The organism is Rhizobium leguminosarum (assembly GCF_001679785.1).
Lineage (GTDB): Bacteria > Pseudomonadota > Alphaproteobacteria > Rhizobiales > Rhizobiaceae > Rhizobium > Rhizobium leguminosarum_R.
Window position 1 is genome coordinate 1,813,469 of sequence record NZ_CP016286.1, and the last position, 16,185, is coordinate 1,829,653.

The 16,185-nt window shown below is 60.3% G+C and carries 12 protein-coding genes; 11 read left to right on the top strand and 1 reads right to left on the bottom strand.

The genetic code is table 11. The features are described from left to right. Positions 1-63: 63 nt before the first annotated feature. The 11 genes from BA011_RS09085 (at position 64) to BA011_RS09135 (ending at position 13,617) form a co-directional block, all read left to right on the top strand. On the top strand, positions 64-1,839 hold the full coding sequence (locus tag BA011_RS09085; protein ID WP_065280202.1) for a cytochrome c biogenesis protein DipZ: 1,776 nt from the start codon (positions 64-66) through the stop codon (positions 1,837-1,839). Positions 1,840-1,893: 54 nt separating this feature from the next. After that, the gene (locus BA011_RS09090) at positions 1,894-2,652 is read left to right on the top strand and encodes an alpha/beta fold hydrolase (RefSeq protein ID WP_065280203.1); all 759 of its coding nucleotides are present in this window, start codon (positions 1,894-1,896) and stop codon (positions 2,650-2,652) included. Positions 2,653-3,030: 378 nt separating this feature from the next. Next, positions 3,031-3,753 carry a DeoR family transcriptional regulator gene (locus tag BA011_RS09095; protein ID WP_062942175.1) on the top strand — a complete coding sequence of 241 codons (723 nt, stop codon included), beginning with the start codon at positions 3,031-3,033 and terminating at the stop codon, positions 3,751-3,753. A 177-nt stretch (positions 3,754-3,930) separates the two neighbouring features. Then, a complete protein-coding gene (gene deoC / locus BA011_RS09100) occupies positions 3,931-4,959 on the top strand; it encodes a deoxyribose-phosphate aldolase (protein ID WP_065280204.1) in 1,029 nt (342 codons plus the stop codon). Between the two features lie 5 nt (positions 4,960-4,964). Continuing rightward, positions 4,965-7,352: an aldehyde dehydrogenase family protein gene (locus BA011_RS09105; RefSeq protein ID WP_065280205.1), complete on the top strand. Its 2,388-nt coding sequence runs from the start codon at positions 4,965-4,967 to the stop codon at positions 7,350-7,352. Positions 7,353-7,512: 160 nt separating this feature from the next. Further along, the gene (locus BA011_RS09110; protein WP_020048069.1) at positions 7,513-7,968 is read left to right on the top strand and encodes an RbsD/FucU family protein; all 456 of its coding nucleotides are present in this window, start codon (positions 7,513-7,515) and stop codon (positions 7,966-7,968) included. 12 nt (positions 7,969-7,980) lie between these two features. Beyond that, positions 7,981-8,913, top strand: coding sequence for a ribokinase (gene rbsK, locus BA011_RS09115; protein ID WP_065280206.1), 933 nt, complete (start codon positions 7,981-7,983; stop codon positions 8,911-8,913). Continuing rightward, positions 8,910-9,785 carry a carbohydrate ABC transporter permease gene (locus BA011_RS09120; RefSeq protein WP_003540324.1) on the top strand — a complete coding sequence of 292 codons (876 nt, stop codon included), beginning with the start codon at positions 8,910-8,912 and terminating at the stop codon, positions 9,783-9,785. The genes rbsK and BA011_RS09120 overlap by 4 nt, the downstream gene beginning before the upstream one ends. Next, the gene (locus tag BA011_RS09125) at positions 9,782-10,810 is read left to right on the top strand and encodes a carbohydrate ABC transporter permease (protein WP_065280207.1); all 1,029 of its coding nucleotides are present in this window, start codon (positions 9,782-9,784) and stop codon (positions 10,808-10,810) included. The genes BA011_RS09120 and BA011_RS09125 overlap by 4 nt, the downstream gene beginning before the upstream one ends. Positions 10,811-10,854: 44 nt before the next feature. Next, positions 10,855-12,309, top strand: coding sequence for an extracellular solute-binding protein (locus BA011_RS09130; protein WP_065280208.1), 1,455 nt, complete (start codon positions 10,855-10,857; stop codon positions 12,307-12,309). A gap of 219 nt (positions 12,310-12,528) precedes the next feature. Then, positions 12,529-13,617, top strand: coding sequence for an ABC transporter ATP-binding protein (locus BA011_RS09135; protein WP_027667609.1), 1,089 nt, complete (start codon positions 12,529-12,531; stop codon positions 13,615-13,617). Between the two features lie 270 nt (positions 13,618-13,887). Here BA011_RS09135 and BA011_RS09140 read toward each other — a convergent pair whose 3' ends face one another. Then, entirely contained in the window at positions 13,888-16,035 is a 2,148-nt protein-coding gene (locus tag BA011_RS09140; protein WP_065280209.1) for an OmpA family protein, read from the bottom strand. Between the last annotated feature and the right edge of the window lie 150 nt (positions 16,036-16,185).

Below are 16,185 nucleotides of genomic sequence, written 5' to 3' on the forward strand. Positions count from 1 at the left end.
CGTTGCTGGTTCAGGCCCCATCGCCGTCCAGAGCCCGATCAATCGGTTTCAAAGGAAACGATGATGACACTTCTGATCATTGCCTATCTCGGAGGCGCGCTGACGATCCTCAGCCCGTGCATCCTGCCCATCCTCCCCTTCGTCTTCGCCCGTGCCGGACAGCCCTTCGTCAGGAGCACGCTGCCCATGCTGGCGGGCATGGCCGCCACCTTTGCGCTGGTCGCCACACTGGCCGCAGTCGGCGGCAGCTGGGCCATTCGCGCCAATGAATATGGCCGGCTTGCCGCCATCGTTCTGCTTGCTCTCTTCGGCGCAAGCCTGCTTTCACCGCGTTTTGCAAGCACGCTTGCCCGGCCGATCGTCGACCTTGGCAACAACCTTGTGAATGCCACCGGCGGCGGACGCGGCACCACGACAGTGAAGAGCGCGCTTCTTCTCGGCGTCGCCACCGGGCTGCTCTGGGCGCCCTGCGCCGGTCCGATCCTCGGCCTTGTACTGACCGGAGCCGCATTGCAGGGCGCCAATCTGCAGACGACCTTCCTGCTGATCGCCTATGCCGCCGGTGCTGCAAGTTCGCTTGCCGTCGCCCTGCTTGTCGGTGGCCGGATATTCACCGCCATGAAGCGTTCGCTCGGCGTTGGCGACAGGATTCGTCAGGGGCTCGGTGCTGCCGTGCTGGCGGGCGTCGCCGTCATCGCGCTCGGCCTCGACACCAGCCTGCTCGCCCGGCTCTCCTATGCCAGCACCACATCGCTGGAACAGGCCGTGCTCGACAGGCTGCATACAAAGCCGCTCAGTAGCGCATCCTCCGAGCTGGCGAGCAACGAAGTGATGATCGCCGCAGCCGATGCGAAGAAACCCTTCCGTAGCGACTTGCCCGTCGAAGGCCACGCCCCTTCGCTCGACGGCGCGGTCGAATGGCTGAACTCAACGCCTCTCACCACCGAGCAGCTGCGAGGCAAGGTCGTGCTCGTCGACTTCTGGACCTATTCCTGCATCAACTGCATTCGTACCATCCCCTATGTCAGGGCCTGGGCCGAAAAATATGCGGATCAGGGTCTCGTGGTGATCGGCGTCCACGCCCCGGAATTTGCCTTCGAGAAGAAGATCGACAACGTCAAGAAGGCGATCGGCGACTTCCAGATCGGCTATCCCGTTGCGATCGACAATAATTACAGCATCTGGCGCGCCTTCGAAAACAGCTACTGGCCTGCCGCCTATCTGATCGATGCCAAGGGCCAGATCCGCTACCACCATTTCGGCGAAGGCAATTACAACAGGACCGAAAAGGCCATTCAGGACCTGCTGCGCGAAGCCGGCAGCCAAACGACGGCAAGTGCGCCGGTCGTGCCGGATGCCAAGGGCGTGGAAGCAGGTCCTGATCTCAGCAATATCCGTTCCGGCGAGACCTATCTCGGCTACCAACAGGCGGCGAACTTCGCCTCTCCCGAAGGGCTGCAGGCCGATACGGCGAAAAACTATTCGATCGCCGAACCCGGCCTCAATGGCTGGGGTCTATCCGGAACGTGGATCGTCGGCCGGGATCAGGCGACGCTTGATCAGCCGGGCGGCGGCATCACCTATCGCTTCAGCGCCCGCGATCTGCATCTCGTTCTTGGGCCTGGCGCCGGCGACAAGCCGATCCGCTTCCAGGTGAAGATCGACGGCAAGGCGCCAGGGCCCGACCACGGGTCAGACATCGATGCCGATGGCAACGGCACGGTGACCGCGACAAGGCTTTATCAACTCGTCCGCCAGTCAGGCACGGTCGCCGCCCGCAACTTCGAGATCCGCTTCCTCGATCCCGGCGTGCAGGCTTACGCCTTCACATTCGGCTGAACCTGAAACGCATCAATATCCCGATCATCAACAATGACCAAAGGAGTGATAGTCATGAACAAACGTCTTCTTTTCACTGCAGCGCTTGCATTTGCCACCACCGCCATCGCGTTCGCCGCAGAGGCCGCCGCGGTCAAGAACATCGTGATCGTCCACGGCGCGCTGGCCGACGGTTCGGGATGGCGCAAGGCGACTGACATTCTCGAGAAGCGCGGCTTCAACGTCACCATCGTCCAGCAGCCCATCACCTCGCTCGACGACGATGTGGCGGCGACCAAGCGCGTTCTCGACCTTCAGGACGGACCGGTCCTGCTCGTCGGCCACAGCTATGGCGGCATGGTCATCACCGTAGCCGGCAACGATCCCGCGGTCGCGGGCCTGGTCTATGTCGCGGCATTCCAGCCCGACAAGGGCGAAAGCCTGCTGAGCCTCGCCAGCTCGAAGCCCGCCGGCAGCATGGATATAAAGGAAACGAAGGACGGCAAATATCTCTATCTCGATCCGGGCGCCTTCGCCGCGGATTTCGCAGCCGACCTTCCGCGGGCCGAAGCCGATTTCATGGCAAAGTCACAGGTCTTCGCCGCAAAGCAAGCATTCTCCGCCAAGATCACTCAGCCTGCATGGCGGACGAAGAAAAGCTGGTCGATCGTCGCCACCGAGGATCGCTCCATCAACCCCGAGCTGGAACGCGACATGGCAAAACGTGCAGGAAGCGACGTGACTGAAATAAAGGCAAGCCACGCCGTCTTCGCATCCCAACCGGAAAAAGTCGCCGATGCGATCGAAACGGCAGCAAGGAAAGCCGGCGAGTAGCGCGCGCAGCCAGGAATGTCCTAAGCAGTCGCGAGGATGAAGCCTCTGGTCGGAAGGTCACCCGACCAGAGGCATGACGAAGTCGCCCCTGCCGGCCGAAATGTCGATCTCGTCGTCCCCGCCTCCCGCAGCCGAAGTCGGGCACCATTTATGCGGTCTTGTGACTATTCCATCACAAAATGGAAGATCAGTCACAAATTCTCATTTCAAATTGCAGAGTTTCTCTATATAATTGCGACGATATCCCATGCTCTCGCAACCGGCTGGTGCAGAAGCTGTATCTCGGCGCTGATGCCGAATCGTGGATCGAGGAGCAAACGAATGGGAATGGCAGTCCCTTGTTAAATTTTCATCAGAACACTAAGGGAGACATGCGATATGGATAGTCGCAGGGGCCGGCGCATCGCAGTCTTATCCGAGGCCCTTTCACAACATCGCATTCTGCACATCAAGAATGCTGCCGAGATCCTGGGCGTCTCAGAGATGACGGTTCGGCGTGATGTCAGTGCCAATGCAGACCAATTCGCGTTCCTCGGCGGCCATATCGTTCCGGCTATCGAAGCGGAAAACGATGCCTATGAAATTTCCAAGGCAGCCGACAGTCATGCCGCTGCAAAACGCCAAGTTTGCGCACAAGCCATTGATTACATTCACCATGATGATACGGTTTTTTTCGATTGCGGCACCACGTTACCCTATCTGGTCGATCTCCTCCCAGACCAGATTCACATAACGGCGATCTGTTACGCCATGAATGTCGCCGATCGTCTGACGCGAAAACCCAACGTTCGCCTTGTTATGCTCGGTGGTCTTTACCATCCCGCATCGGCGAGCTTTTCCGGTGCCACGGGGCTGGAAATGCTCGATCAGCTTGTCATCAACGTGGCATTTCTTTCTGCAGCCGGTGTCGATGCCCGGCGTGGCGCGACCTGCGCGCATTTTCACGAAGCGGAGATCAAGAAAAAGGCGATGTCCCGGGCACGAAAGAATATTCTTCTCGCCGACAGCAGCAAAATCGGCAAGCTTAAGCCGGCCTTTTTCAGCGACATGAAGTCGTTCGATGTGGTCATCACCGAAAACGGTATGAACGACTTCGACTGAGAGAGATCCGCATTTTTTCTGCGCCTATTGAAATCTAAACTTGACGCAGCGGCGCGGTGATGCAAACGTCACAAACGGTGAAAAAAAAGTCACATTTGACCCAGTTGTGAAGCTTCCGCTTCGTGCGTCTGCACTGATGGCAACAAGACTTTCACGCTCTGGCCGGGAGGATTCGATTTGGAAACCGTTGCTGTTCACAATGCGGTAAACGCGGCGCATCACGCAGCCCCTTCGCGATTGCCGGACGGCACCCATAACCGGCCGCGCAATACCGGTATGGAACTCGACCTGTCGTGGGTGCTTGACGCCCGGGTCAACCTGTCTGCCACCGAGCGCCGCGTAGCCTCGCTTCCCGGGCGCCGAACCGTCAAAAAAGACGCACAGGCGGCTTGGCTCCTGAAGGCGGTTACCTGCATCGATCTGACGACGCTGAACGGCGACGATACTCCCGAGCGCGTCAAGCGGTTATGCGCGAAGGCGATGAATCCGATACGTGCCGACATTCTGGATTCGCTTGGCATGAGCGGCCGTTCGATCACCACCGGCGCCATCTGCGTCTATCATCGTTTTGTTGCAACGGCCGTCGAAGCACTCGGGGATTCCGGCATTCCGGTCGCCGCGGTTTCGACCGGTTTCCCTGCCGGCCTCAGCCCGCACCACCTCAAGGTCAAGGAAATCGAGGCGTCAGTTGCCGATGGTGCGAAGGAAATCGACATCGTCATCACCCGCGAGCATGTGCTGACCGGCAACTGGACGGCACTCTACGAGGAAATGAAAGAATATCGCGCCGCCTGCGGTGATGCGCATGTCAAAGCCATTCTGGCGACCGGCGACCTGAAGACACTCCGCAATGTCACCAGGGCCTCGCTGGTCTGCATGATGGCGGGAGCCGATTTCATCAAGACCTCGACCGGCAAGGAAGGCGTCAATGCGACGCTGGCCGTGACATTGACCATGCTGCGGGCGATCCGCGCCTATCAGGAGCGCACCGGTATCAAAATCGGCTACAAGCCGGCCGGAGGCATTTCCGCGGCGAAGGACGTGTTGAACTACCAGTTCCTGATGAAGGACGAACTGGGGCGCGAGTGGCTGGAGTCCGATCTCTTCCGCATCGGTGCATCAAGCCTGCTTGCGGATATCGAGCGGCAGCTGGAGCATCACGTCACCGGTGCCTATTCGGCCCTCAACAGACACCCGATTGGATGATCCAGATGACTGTTGCAAAGTATTTCGACGAGATGTCCTACGGCCCCGCCCCTGAATCCGATATCGAAGCTCGCGACTGGCTGGCGCGCCACGCTTCCGGTTTCGGTCACTTCATTAATGGCGCATTCGTGCCCTCTGCGTCGGGCAAGAACTTCGACACGTTCGAGCCAGCCACCGGCAAGGTCCTGGCGAAGCTCGCAAACGGCGGCGCGGCGGATGTGGACAACGCAGTTGCGGCGGCTCGCAATGCACAGGCGTCATGGGCGCGATTGCCGGGCCACGCGCGGGCGCGCCATCTCTATGCACTTGCCCGGATGATCCAGCGCCATGCGCGTCTGATTGCTGTGGTCGAGGCAATCGACAACGGCAAGCCGATCCGCGAAACCCGCGATCTCGACGTGCCCCTGGCGGCCCGTCATTTCTATCATCACGCTGGATGGGCGCAAATCCAGGACACGGAATTTGCCGATCATGTGCCGGTCGGCGTCGTCGGCCAGATCATCCCGTGGAATTTCCCATTCCTGATGCTGGCGTGGAAAGTGGCGCCGGCTTTGGCGCTCGGCAACGCCGTCATCCTGAAGCCTGCCGAATTCACCTCGCTGACGGCGCTTCTCTTTGCCGAACTGGCATCCGCGGCGGGCCTTCCGCCGGGCGTACTCAATATCGTGACCGGAGAAGGCGAAACAGGCGCGCTGCTCGTCGGGCATGAGGATATCGACAAAATTGCCTTTACCGGATCGACCGAAGTCGGGCGCGTTATTCGCGAGCGTACCGCGGGTAGCGGCAAATCGCTGACGCTGGAACTCGGCGGCAAGTCCCCTTTCGTCGTTTTTGACGACGCCGATATTGACGGCGCCGTGGAAGGCGTGGTCGACGCGATCTGGTTCAACCAGGGACAGGTCTGCTGCGCCGGTTCGCGGCTTCTGGTCCAGGAAGGCATTGCCGATCTTTTCCACGAGCGGCTGAAGCGCCGGATGGAGACATTGCGGGTCGGTCAGCCCTTGGACAAGTGCATCGATATGGGTGCGATCATAGCGCCCGTGCAATTGACGCGTATTGAAGTGCTGGTGAAAAAGGGAGTTTCAGAAGGCGCGACACTGCATCAGGCCAAGATCGACCTGCCGAAGGGCGGCAGCTTCTACCCGCCGACGCTTCTGAGCGGCGTGCAGCCGACATCGATCGTCGCGACCGAGGAAATCTTCGGCCCGGTTGCGGTCTCCATGACTTTCCGCACACCGGAAGAGGCTATCCAGCTTGCCAATCACACCCGCTACGGCCTCGCCGCCAGCGTCTGGAGCGAGACGATCGGCTTGGCGCTGAACGTTGCGGCAAAGCTCGCAGCCGGCGTGGTCTGGGTGAATGCCACCAATCTTTTCGATGCCGCCGTCGGTTTTGGCGGCAAGCGCGAATCCGGATTCGGCCGCGAAGGCGGACGCGAAGGTTGCTACGAATATCTGAAGCCGAAGGCTTGGGTCGGTCGCAAGGCGCGCGCAGCCATGCCCGCACTTTCGCAAGTAAAGCCGGTTGCCGGCGATTTTGCCCTGCCAAGCATCGACCGGACGGCAAAGCTCTTCATCGGCGGCAAGCAGGCACGCCCGGACGGCAATTATTCCCGTGTCATCGCCTCACCCAAGGGCAAGGCGATCGGGGAGGTCGGCGAAGGCAACCGCAAGGACATCCGCAATGCGGTGGTTGCCGCACAGGCCGCCTCCGCCTGGTCGAATGCGACGACTCATAACCGCGCCCAGATTCTCTATTACATCGCCGAAAACGTCAGTGGCCGCGCCGACGAGTTCGCCTCGCGGATAACAACGATGACCGGAGCTTCCGCAGCCAATGCAAACGCCGAGGTCGACGCCGCGATTTCCCGTCTGTTCACCTACGCAGCCTGGGCGGACAAATATGAGGGTGGCATTCACCAGCCGCCGCTTCGCGGCGTTGCTCTGGCCATGCCGGAAGCCATTGGCGTCGTTGGCGTCATTTGCCCGCCGGAAGCGCCGCTGCTCGGCTTTATCAGTCTGATTGCGCCGTTGATTGCCACCGGCAATCGTGTCGTCGCGGTGCCGAGTGAGCCCTTCCCGCTTTCGGCCACGGATTTCTATTCCGTTCTGGAAACGTCGGATGTGCCTGCCGGTGTCGTCAATATCGTCACCGGATCGGCGATCGAACTGGCAAAGATCCTTGCCGCGCACAATGACGTTGATGCGTTGTGGGCCTTCGGCTCGGCGGAACTTTCGACGACGGTGGAGAAGCTGTCTTCGGGCAATCTCAAGCGAACCTTCGTGGACAATGGCAAGGCGACGGACTGGATGGACAGAGCCGCTGGCGAAGGCACGCTATACCTTCGCCGCGCTGTGGATGTGAAGAATATCTGGATCCCCTACGGAGAATAAGGGCTCCAACTCTGGTCATCCGGGCGGGAGGAGAACCGCACCGGCAGGCGAAAACGACGGAATTTGAGGGGAATCGCAAAGCTGTAACAGAGCTGCGGTTATCGGGCTCTGTTTTGCGGCACGAGGTGCTGCGAAATGGTGCAACTAAGGGAGGATTTCCATGCTGAAGAATATCGATCCGGCTCTGAATGCGGATGTGCTGCACGCGCTTCGGTCCATGGGGCATGGCGACACAGTCGTCGTTTCCGACACCAATTTTCCTTCGGATTCCATTGCCCGGCAAACGGTGCTCGGCAAGCTGTTGCGGATAGACAATGTGTCCTCTGCCCGCGCCATCAAAGCTATTCTTTCGGTGATGCCGCTGGATACGCCGTTGCAGCCGTCTGCCGGGCGAATGGAAATCATGGGCGCGCCGGACGAGATCCCTCCAGTGCAGCAGGAAGTCCAGGCCGTTATCGACGGCGCCGAGGGCAAGCCGGCGCCGATGTATGGCATCGAGCGTTTCGCCTTCTATGAGGAGGCCAAAAAGGCCTATTGCGTCATCACCACGGGCGAAAACCGCTTCTACGGCTGCTTCCTCTTCACCAAAGGCGTCATTCCGCCGGAAACCGTTTGAGGGGAAACGATAATGAAGGTGGGTGTTTCGATCCTCGGGATTTTCGTCGCCGACACGGCCTATCTGGCCAAGCGCATGCCAAACGTTGGCGAGACCATCACCGGGACCGGTTTTGCAGTGGGCCCGGGCGGCAAGGGATCCAACCAGGCTGTCGCTGCTGCCCGCGCCGGTGGAACAGTCTCCTTCATCTCGAAGATCGGCCGCGACACGTTCGGCGATATGGCGCTGAAGACCTATGCAGAAGCAGGCGTGACGCCGAAGGTTGTGCAGATGGACGATATGCCGACCGGCGCTGCCTTCATCTACGTCAATGACGGTAACGGCGACAATGCGATCATCGTCTATCCAGGTGCCGCAGGCACCATCGGCGTAAGCGATGTTGAGGCGGCACGCGAAACCATCGAGCAATCGGCTGTCTTCGTGACCCAGCTCGAACAACCGGCCGAAGCGGCGCAGCGCGCCCTCGAAATCGCCCATGCGGCCGGCGTTACCACTGTTTTCAATCCAGCGCCGGCCGAGCCGTTTCCGGACACGATCTACCCGCTCTGCGACTATATCGTCCCAAACGAAACCGAGGCAGCGGCCATCGTCGGTTTTCCGCTCGACACGCTCGACGACGCCAGACGGGCTGGCGACGCGCTTCTCGCCAAGGGCGTGAAAGCCGCGCTGATCACTCTGGGTGGTCGCGGTGTGCTCTATCATACGGCCGGGCAATCGGTTCATGTTCCGGCGGTCTCGTCGGGAGCGGTCATCGATACCACCGGCGCCGGCGATGCATTTGTCGGCGGCTTCTCGGCAGCGCTCTCGCGGGGCGCTAGTCCGGTCGAGGCCGTGCGCTTCGGCTGCGCGACCGCCGGTATTGCGGTGACGCGGCGGGGTACCGCACCTGCAATGCCGAAGATCGAGGAAATCGAGGCGCTTCTCCATGAGGGAGGCGCAGCATGACCCGCAATGATCCGATCAAACACTTCTTCATCTGGCCGGCGTTGCTGATCGTGCTGGTGATCTCGATCTTCCCGCTGATCTATTCGCTGACCACCAGCTTCATGAGCCTGCGGCTCGTGCCGCCGATCCCCGCGCGTTTCGTCGGCTTCGGCAACTATACGGAACTGCTTCAGAATCCGCGCTTCTGGAATGTCGCCTGGACGACGACGATCATCGCTTTTGTGGCGGTGACGCTGCAATATGTCATCGGTTTTTCCGTGGCGCTGGCGCTTAACCGTCGGGTGCCTGGCGAAGGTTTGTTCCGGGTCAGCTTCCTGGTGCCAATGCTGGTAGCGCCCGTTGCCGTTGCACTCATTGCCCGCCAGATCCTCAATCCCACGATGGGCCCGCTCAATGAGCTGATGACCGTCTTCGGTTTTCCCAACCTGCCGTTTCTGACGCAGACCAGATGGGCTATCGGCGCCATCATTTCCGTCGAAGTGTGGCAGTGGACACCCTTCGTCATCCTTATGCTTCTTGCCGGGTTGCAAACCCTGCCGGAGGACGTCTACGAGGCTGCCGCGCTTGAAAATGCCAGCCCCTGGCAGCAGTTCTGGGGGATCACTTTCCCGATGATGCTGCCGATTTCGGTGGCTGTGGTCTTCATCCGCCTCATCGAGAGCTACAAGATCATCGACACGGTGTTCGTCATGACAGGAGGAGGGCCTGGCATTTCGACCGAAACGCTGACCCTGTTCGCGTATCAGGAGGGCTTCAAGAAGTTCAACCTCGGCTACACCTCCGCCCTGTCCTTCCTGTTCCTGATCGTCATTACCGTGATCGGGCTCGTCTATCTCGCCATCCTGAAGCCCTATCTGGAGAAGCACAAATGAGCGTGCGCGACCTCAAAGGATCCGGCCGCTGGTGGGCGCTCGCAGGCTGCCTACTGTGGCTCGCCTTCACCTTCTTTCCGCTTTACTGGGTGGCGATCACGTCGTTCAAGTCGCCGCTCGGCGTCGTCGGCGGACCGACCTATATTCCGTTCGTCGATTTCGACCCGACGCTGACAGCCTGGAGCGAGCTTCTGTCCGGCGCACGCGGCCAGTTCTACAACACCTTCATCAGCTCGACGATCATCGGGCTATCCGCATCGGTGCTGGCCACCTTCATCGGTTCGATGGCAGCCTATGCGCTGGTGCGCTTCACCTTCGAGGTCAAGCTGCTATCCGGGGTGATTTTCGTCGTTGTTGCCTTCGGCGGATATCTTCTTGGCCGTCATGTTCTGGGCTACGGACAGGCTATTTCGCTGATCTACGCCTTTGTCGCCGCGCTTGCGCTCGCCATCGGCTCCAGCCGCATCAAGCTTCCAGGGCCGCTCCTGGGCAATGATGATATCGTCTTCTGGTTCGTCAGCCAGCGCATGTTTCCGCCGATCGTCGCCGCCTTTGCCTTGTTCCTAATGTACACGGAAATGGGCAAGTTGGGGTTCAAGCTGGTGGACACCTATACGGGCCTCACCTTTGCCTATGTCGCCTTCTCGCTGCCGATCGTGATCTGGCTGATGCGCGATTTCTTTGCGGCACTGCCGGTGGAAGTCGAAGAGGCGGCGATGGTCGACAATGTGCCGTCGTGGAGAATTTTCTTCGGTATCGTCCTGCCCATGTCCAAGCCGGGCCTGATCGCGACATTCATGATCACGCTCGCCTTCGTCTGGAACGAGTTCCTGTTCGCACTCTTCCTGACCAGTTCCAAATGGCAGACCCTTCCCATTCTCGTCGCAGGGCAAAACAGCCAGCGCGGCGACGAGTGGTGGTCGATATCGGCAGCCGCCCTGGTCGCGATCATACCCATGGTCGTCATGGCGGGCATTTTGAGCAGGCTGATGCGGTCTGGCCTGCTTTTAGGAGCAATAAAGTGACCGTTCGACAAGCCTAGTCATTGTTCAATTCCGGGGAGGAAAACATGAGAAGATTGCTATTGAGTTCAACGGCCGCAGGACTACTTGCTGCGGCGGGCGTCACATCGGCGCTCGCGTGCGAACCGGACTACACCGGTGTCACGCTCACCGCCACGACGCAGACAGGCCCCTATATCGCCTCTGCGCTGCAACTCGCGGCCAAGGGCTGGGAAGAAAAGACCTGCGGCAAGGTGAATGTCGTCGAATTTCCGTGGTCGGAACTCTATCCGAAAATCGTAACCTCGTTGACCTCGGGCGAAGACACGTTCGACGTGGTCGCCTTTGCGCCGGCCTGGGCACCGGACTTCACCGATTTTCTCTCGGAAATGCCCAAGGCGATGCAATCAGGTGCCGACTGGGAGGACATCGCGCCGGTTTACCGCGAGCAACTGATGGTCTGGAACGGCAAGGTCCTGTCGCAGACCATGGACGGTGACGCCCACACCTATACCTACCGCATTGATCTGTTTGAAAACGCGGAAAACCAGAGCGCCTTCAAGGCGAAGTATGGCTACGATCTGGCCCCGCCGAAGACATGGAAGCAGTATCTCGACATCGCTGAATTCTTCCAGCAGCCGGACAAGGGCCTTTGGGGCACGGCGGAAGCCTTCCGCCGTGGTGGCCAGCAATTCTGGTTCCTGTTCAGTCACGTGGCAGGATACACCAGCCATCCCGACAATCCCGGCGGTATGTTCTTCGATCCTGACACGATGGATGCGCAGGTCAACAATCCGGGCTGGGTGCGCGGCCTGGAAGAATATATCCGCGCCTCCAAACTGGCGCCGCCAAATGCGCTGAACTTCTCGTTCGGCGAAGTGAACGCGGCCTTTGCCGGTGGCCAGGCCGCGGAATCGATCGGCTGGGGCGATACCGGCGTCATCGCCGCCGACCCGAAGCAGTCGAAAGTTGCTGGTAGCGTCGGCTCGGCATCCCTGCCGGGATCCGACGAGATCTGGAACTACAAGACCAAAAAGTGGGACAAGCAGCCCGAGGTCGTCCAGACTTCCTTCATGGCCTTCGGCGGTTGGCAGGCGGCTGTTCCGTCGTCCTCCAAGAACCAGGAGGCCGCTTGGAACTATATCCAGTTCCTGACGAGCCCGGCGGTTTCCGGTCAGGCGGCCATCACCGGCGGCACAGGCGTCAATCCTTACCGTCTTTCGCACACGACAAATACGGCGTTGTGGTCGAAGATCTTTTCCGAGCGTGAGGCCAAGGAATATCTCGGAAGCCAGAAGAACGCGGTGACCGCCAAGAACACGGCGCTCGACATGCGCCTGCCGGGCTATTTCTCCTATACGGAAATTCTCGAAATCGAGCTTTCAAAGGCATTGGCTGGAGAGGTGACGCCGCAGCAGGCGCTGGATACCGTGGCTGCGGGATGGAACAAGCTGACGGACGAGTTCGGCCGTGACAAGCAACTGGCAGCCTATCGTTCGTCGATGGGTCTGCCTGCAAAGTAAACCTGTCCTCAACATCCCATCCCGGCGGTCCCGGGATGGGATTAGACATCGTTGAAGAAAAAGCAAACCATCGCCGCTTAGTGCGCCGTGCGTCCTTTCGGACGCACAAAGGACGCTCTAACACTTTGAATCTACGCATCGTACTTTCCGAAAATTCGATTCCGATTTCGGGCCGATGCGCTGGGCCAGGCGCTGGAATTCTCATGAAAAGGTTACAGCATGTCTCAGGTGCGTTTGGATCAGGTCACCAAATCCTTTGGTAGCGTTGAGGTCATTCCTCCGCTCGATTTGGCAATTGCCGACAAGGAATTCGTGGTTCTTGTCGGGCCTTCCGGCTGCGGCAAGACAACCACCCTGCGGATGATCGCGGGGCTGGAACAGACGACATCAGGGGAAATCCGTATCGGCGAGCGGGACGTTACCTCGCTGCGCCCGGGTCTGCGCAATTGCTCGATGGTGTTTCAGAACTACGCGCTCTATCCGCATATGACGGTTGCCGAAAACATCGGCTACGGCATGAAGGTGCGCGGAACGCCGAAGCAGGACATCGATGCCGCCGTTGCAAATGCGGCGCGCATTCTCAATCTCGGTGCCTATTTGAAACGCAAGCCGAACGCGCTCTCAGGTGGCCAACGCCAACGCGTGGCGATTGGCCGGGCGATTGTTCGCCAGCCGGATGTGTTCCTGTTCGACGAACCGTTGTCCAATCTCGACGCCAAATTGCGCATTGAAATGCGAACAGAAATCAAGCTCCTACATCGCAGGCTCAAAACCACGATCGTGTACGTTACACATGATCAGGTAGAGGCGATGACGATGGCAGATCGGGTGGTGGTTATGAATCAAGGGCGGATCGAACAGGCCGCTGATCCGATCACCCTTTACGAATCTCCGAAGAATCTCTTCGTTGCTGCCTTCATCGGCTCGCCAAGCATGAACTTCATCGAGGGGCAGCTTGTGCAAAACGCCGGTGGAATTGCCTTCCAAGCCGAGGGTGGGGTCGACATTCCGGTTCCGACACAAAGAGCCGAGCGCCTTTCGGCGGCAGTGGGACAGTCAGTGGTTCTCGGAATCCGACCGGAACATACTATGGTTGGGGATCCCAACGTTTCAACTGTGAGCCTTCATGTCGCCGATATCGAGCCCCTCGGTCCATACACACTGGCGATCGGCAAGGTCGGGTCAGCGGCCTTTACTGCCCAGATTCACGCGTCATCGCGCGTTGGCCCGGATGACAGGATTAGCGTTCCAATTGATACCCAAAAAATGCACTTTTTTCTTAAAAATACCGGAGACACGGTGGGCTAAAATCTCCGTAACTTGTACGGCAATCCACCAAGAGGACATTCGGACATCGCGATCTGCGCCGTATGAATTCAAAGATACGGGGCGTCGGCAGCGCCGCATAGGCGCTAAAGGGCGTAGCAATGCCTCCGGTGATCGACGACAATCCGCTCTCCTGCCGGCGCTCCGGAGAAGAGGGAGCGAGCCGCGCTTCTCAATCACCCTTCAAGCCACTTGGAAAGAAGAAGCAAACGGAATGCCCCTCCCCAAAAATGGAGAGGGGCACCCAAATCATCACTTGTTGGCAGCGACCGGGCGGACCAGTGCCGTGACGCGGCGGATGGTGACGCGGCGGTTTTCCTGTTCTGGCTCTGATGTACTGACCTTCAGGTAGCGCTCGCCATAACCCTGCGTCGCCAGGTTTTCCGGCGCGATGCCGTAGACATCGGAGAGCACGTTGGCGACCGACTCCGCCCGCTGGTCGGAGAGGATCAGGTTGCTCTGGTCGGAACCAACCGCATCCGTATGTCCTTCAATCAGGAAGGTCTCGCTAGGATCCTTCTCCAGCACCTGGTTGATCGCGTCGGCGACCTTGCGCAATGTGCGTGCCTGGGCCATCGGGATTTCGGCGCTGCCGGTGGCGAAGGTGATCGTATCGAGATCGATACGGCGCACCTTGTCGCGAATACGGGCGGAATACTTCACCTCGTCAAGCGAATAGACGCGCTCTACCTGCTCGACGGGCGGCTCTCTGAGGAACTCGTAATAATCCCGGTCCGGATCGCTGCTGGTGTCGATGATATAGTCGTCGAGCGGCACGCGCAGCCGCATCGGCGGCAGATCGGCGCCCGGATCCTCGAAGTAGTCGCGATCCGGGTCCTCATAGAGATCGGGCGAGTAGTAGAGTACGTATTCGCGCCCGCGGGCATCGACGCGCGAACGCTGGATGATATCGCCGTAGCGGTTGCGGATCGTAACGATGCGATAGCCCTCCGGCCGCGCGATCGTCTCGCGGTAACGATCGCCCGACAGCTGCTCATAGCTTGGCCGTTCGCCGTCGCGCAGAAACCGCCTGTCATCGTCGCTGCGCACGATCACTTGATTGTTGTACTGAATGATCACGCGGCTGTCGTCGGTGCTGTCGTCGACGCGCGCGCCCTCGGGACGGACGAATTGCGGCCGGGTATCGAGCCTCGTGCCTTTCTCGCTGGTCACTGCCTCGAGCTTGATCGCCGGTGCCGCAGCGGTGGCACCGGCCTGCGCATCGGCGTCCGAGGTCGGCACCTTCACCTCCTGGCTCTCGGCGCGCAACTTGTCGCGGTCACGGCGACCTTCCCGCCCCTTGCTGCGGTCGGCATCCTTGTCGCTGTCGAGCACGGCTGCACCGTTTTCGACCGGCAGCACGACGGTCTCACTGCTCTTGGCCGGATCTGCAGCGATCTTCTTGCGGCGCTCCAACTCCTCGGGCGAAGCCTTTTCCGGCGCCGGAATGGCCTGCTCCACCTGCTGACCACTGCTGGCATCCGGTAGCGGCTGGGCGGTGTCGGTGGCGGGCGCAGCCGGCAGTCCGCCGGCGGGCTGTTTGGCGGCAGGCTTTGCAGCCGTGCCATCCTTGGGCGTTTCGGCGGGCGCGGCTTCGGGAGCGGCCGCCTTGTCTTCGGTTGGCTTCTCCGCGGGTGCTGCAGCCTCGCCCTTTGTCGGCTTCTTGGCAGGCGCTTCGGCAGCGGGTTTTGCCTCCGGCTTCACCTCGGGCTTTGCCTGTTCCTCAGCCGGCGACACTGCCTCGGGAGCGGCAGTCTCGGTCTTAGCCTTGCCCTTGTCTCGGCCCTGGGCCTTATCCTGCCCTTTTTCCCGCTTACCGCCTTCGGGCTTGGCCTCGGGCTCGGCCTGTTCCGTCTCCGGCTGAGTTTCCTTGGCGGCCGGCTGCTGCTCGGGCGCCGGCTGCGCCTCAGGCTCGGCTTGCTGCGTCTCCTGCTTCTTCGGCTTTCTCGGCTTTTCCTGCGTTACAGGTTGCTCTTCCTGCTGCGGCTCGGCTTCCGGCTGAGCTGCCTGCTTGGCTTTCCGCTGCGGTTTGCTTTCGGGCGCAGGCTCCTCCCTCGGCGCTTCGGCCTTCGGCGGTTCCGACTCTGCCTTGGGTTCGGGCGCAGGCGCCTCCTTCCGCTCGGCCTTCGGCTTCTCGGCGGGCGCTTCCTTCGGCTGCTCGGCGGCCGGCGCCTGTTCAGCCGGTGCTTCCTCCTTCTGCTTGCGCTTCTTCTTTAGCAGTTCCTCCTCGGAAGGCGCATCCTGCGCCACCTCGAAGCTGCCTTGCTCGGCCTGCCGCACGGCCGAAGCCTGCGTCGCGACATCGCGCACGGCAGCCATCGCCGTTGCCGGCTGCAGAGCCAGCGAAATAGAAAGCAACGGAAAAGCCGCGCTCGCGAACAATCTTGATTTCATGCCCATCGGGTTTCCTCGATCCTGTTTGAGCTTCTTGAGGCCGTCAGGCCCTGGTTCCGCCCCTAGCTTCGCATTGAGGCGAAACGGCGGAATGGCAATGGCCGAGCCGCCGATTTGTTCCGGTTCTAGAAAGCTCCGGATTAACCTCCCGTGAAT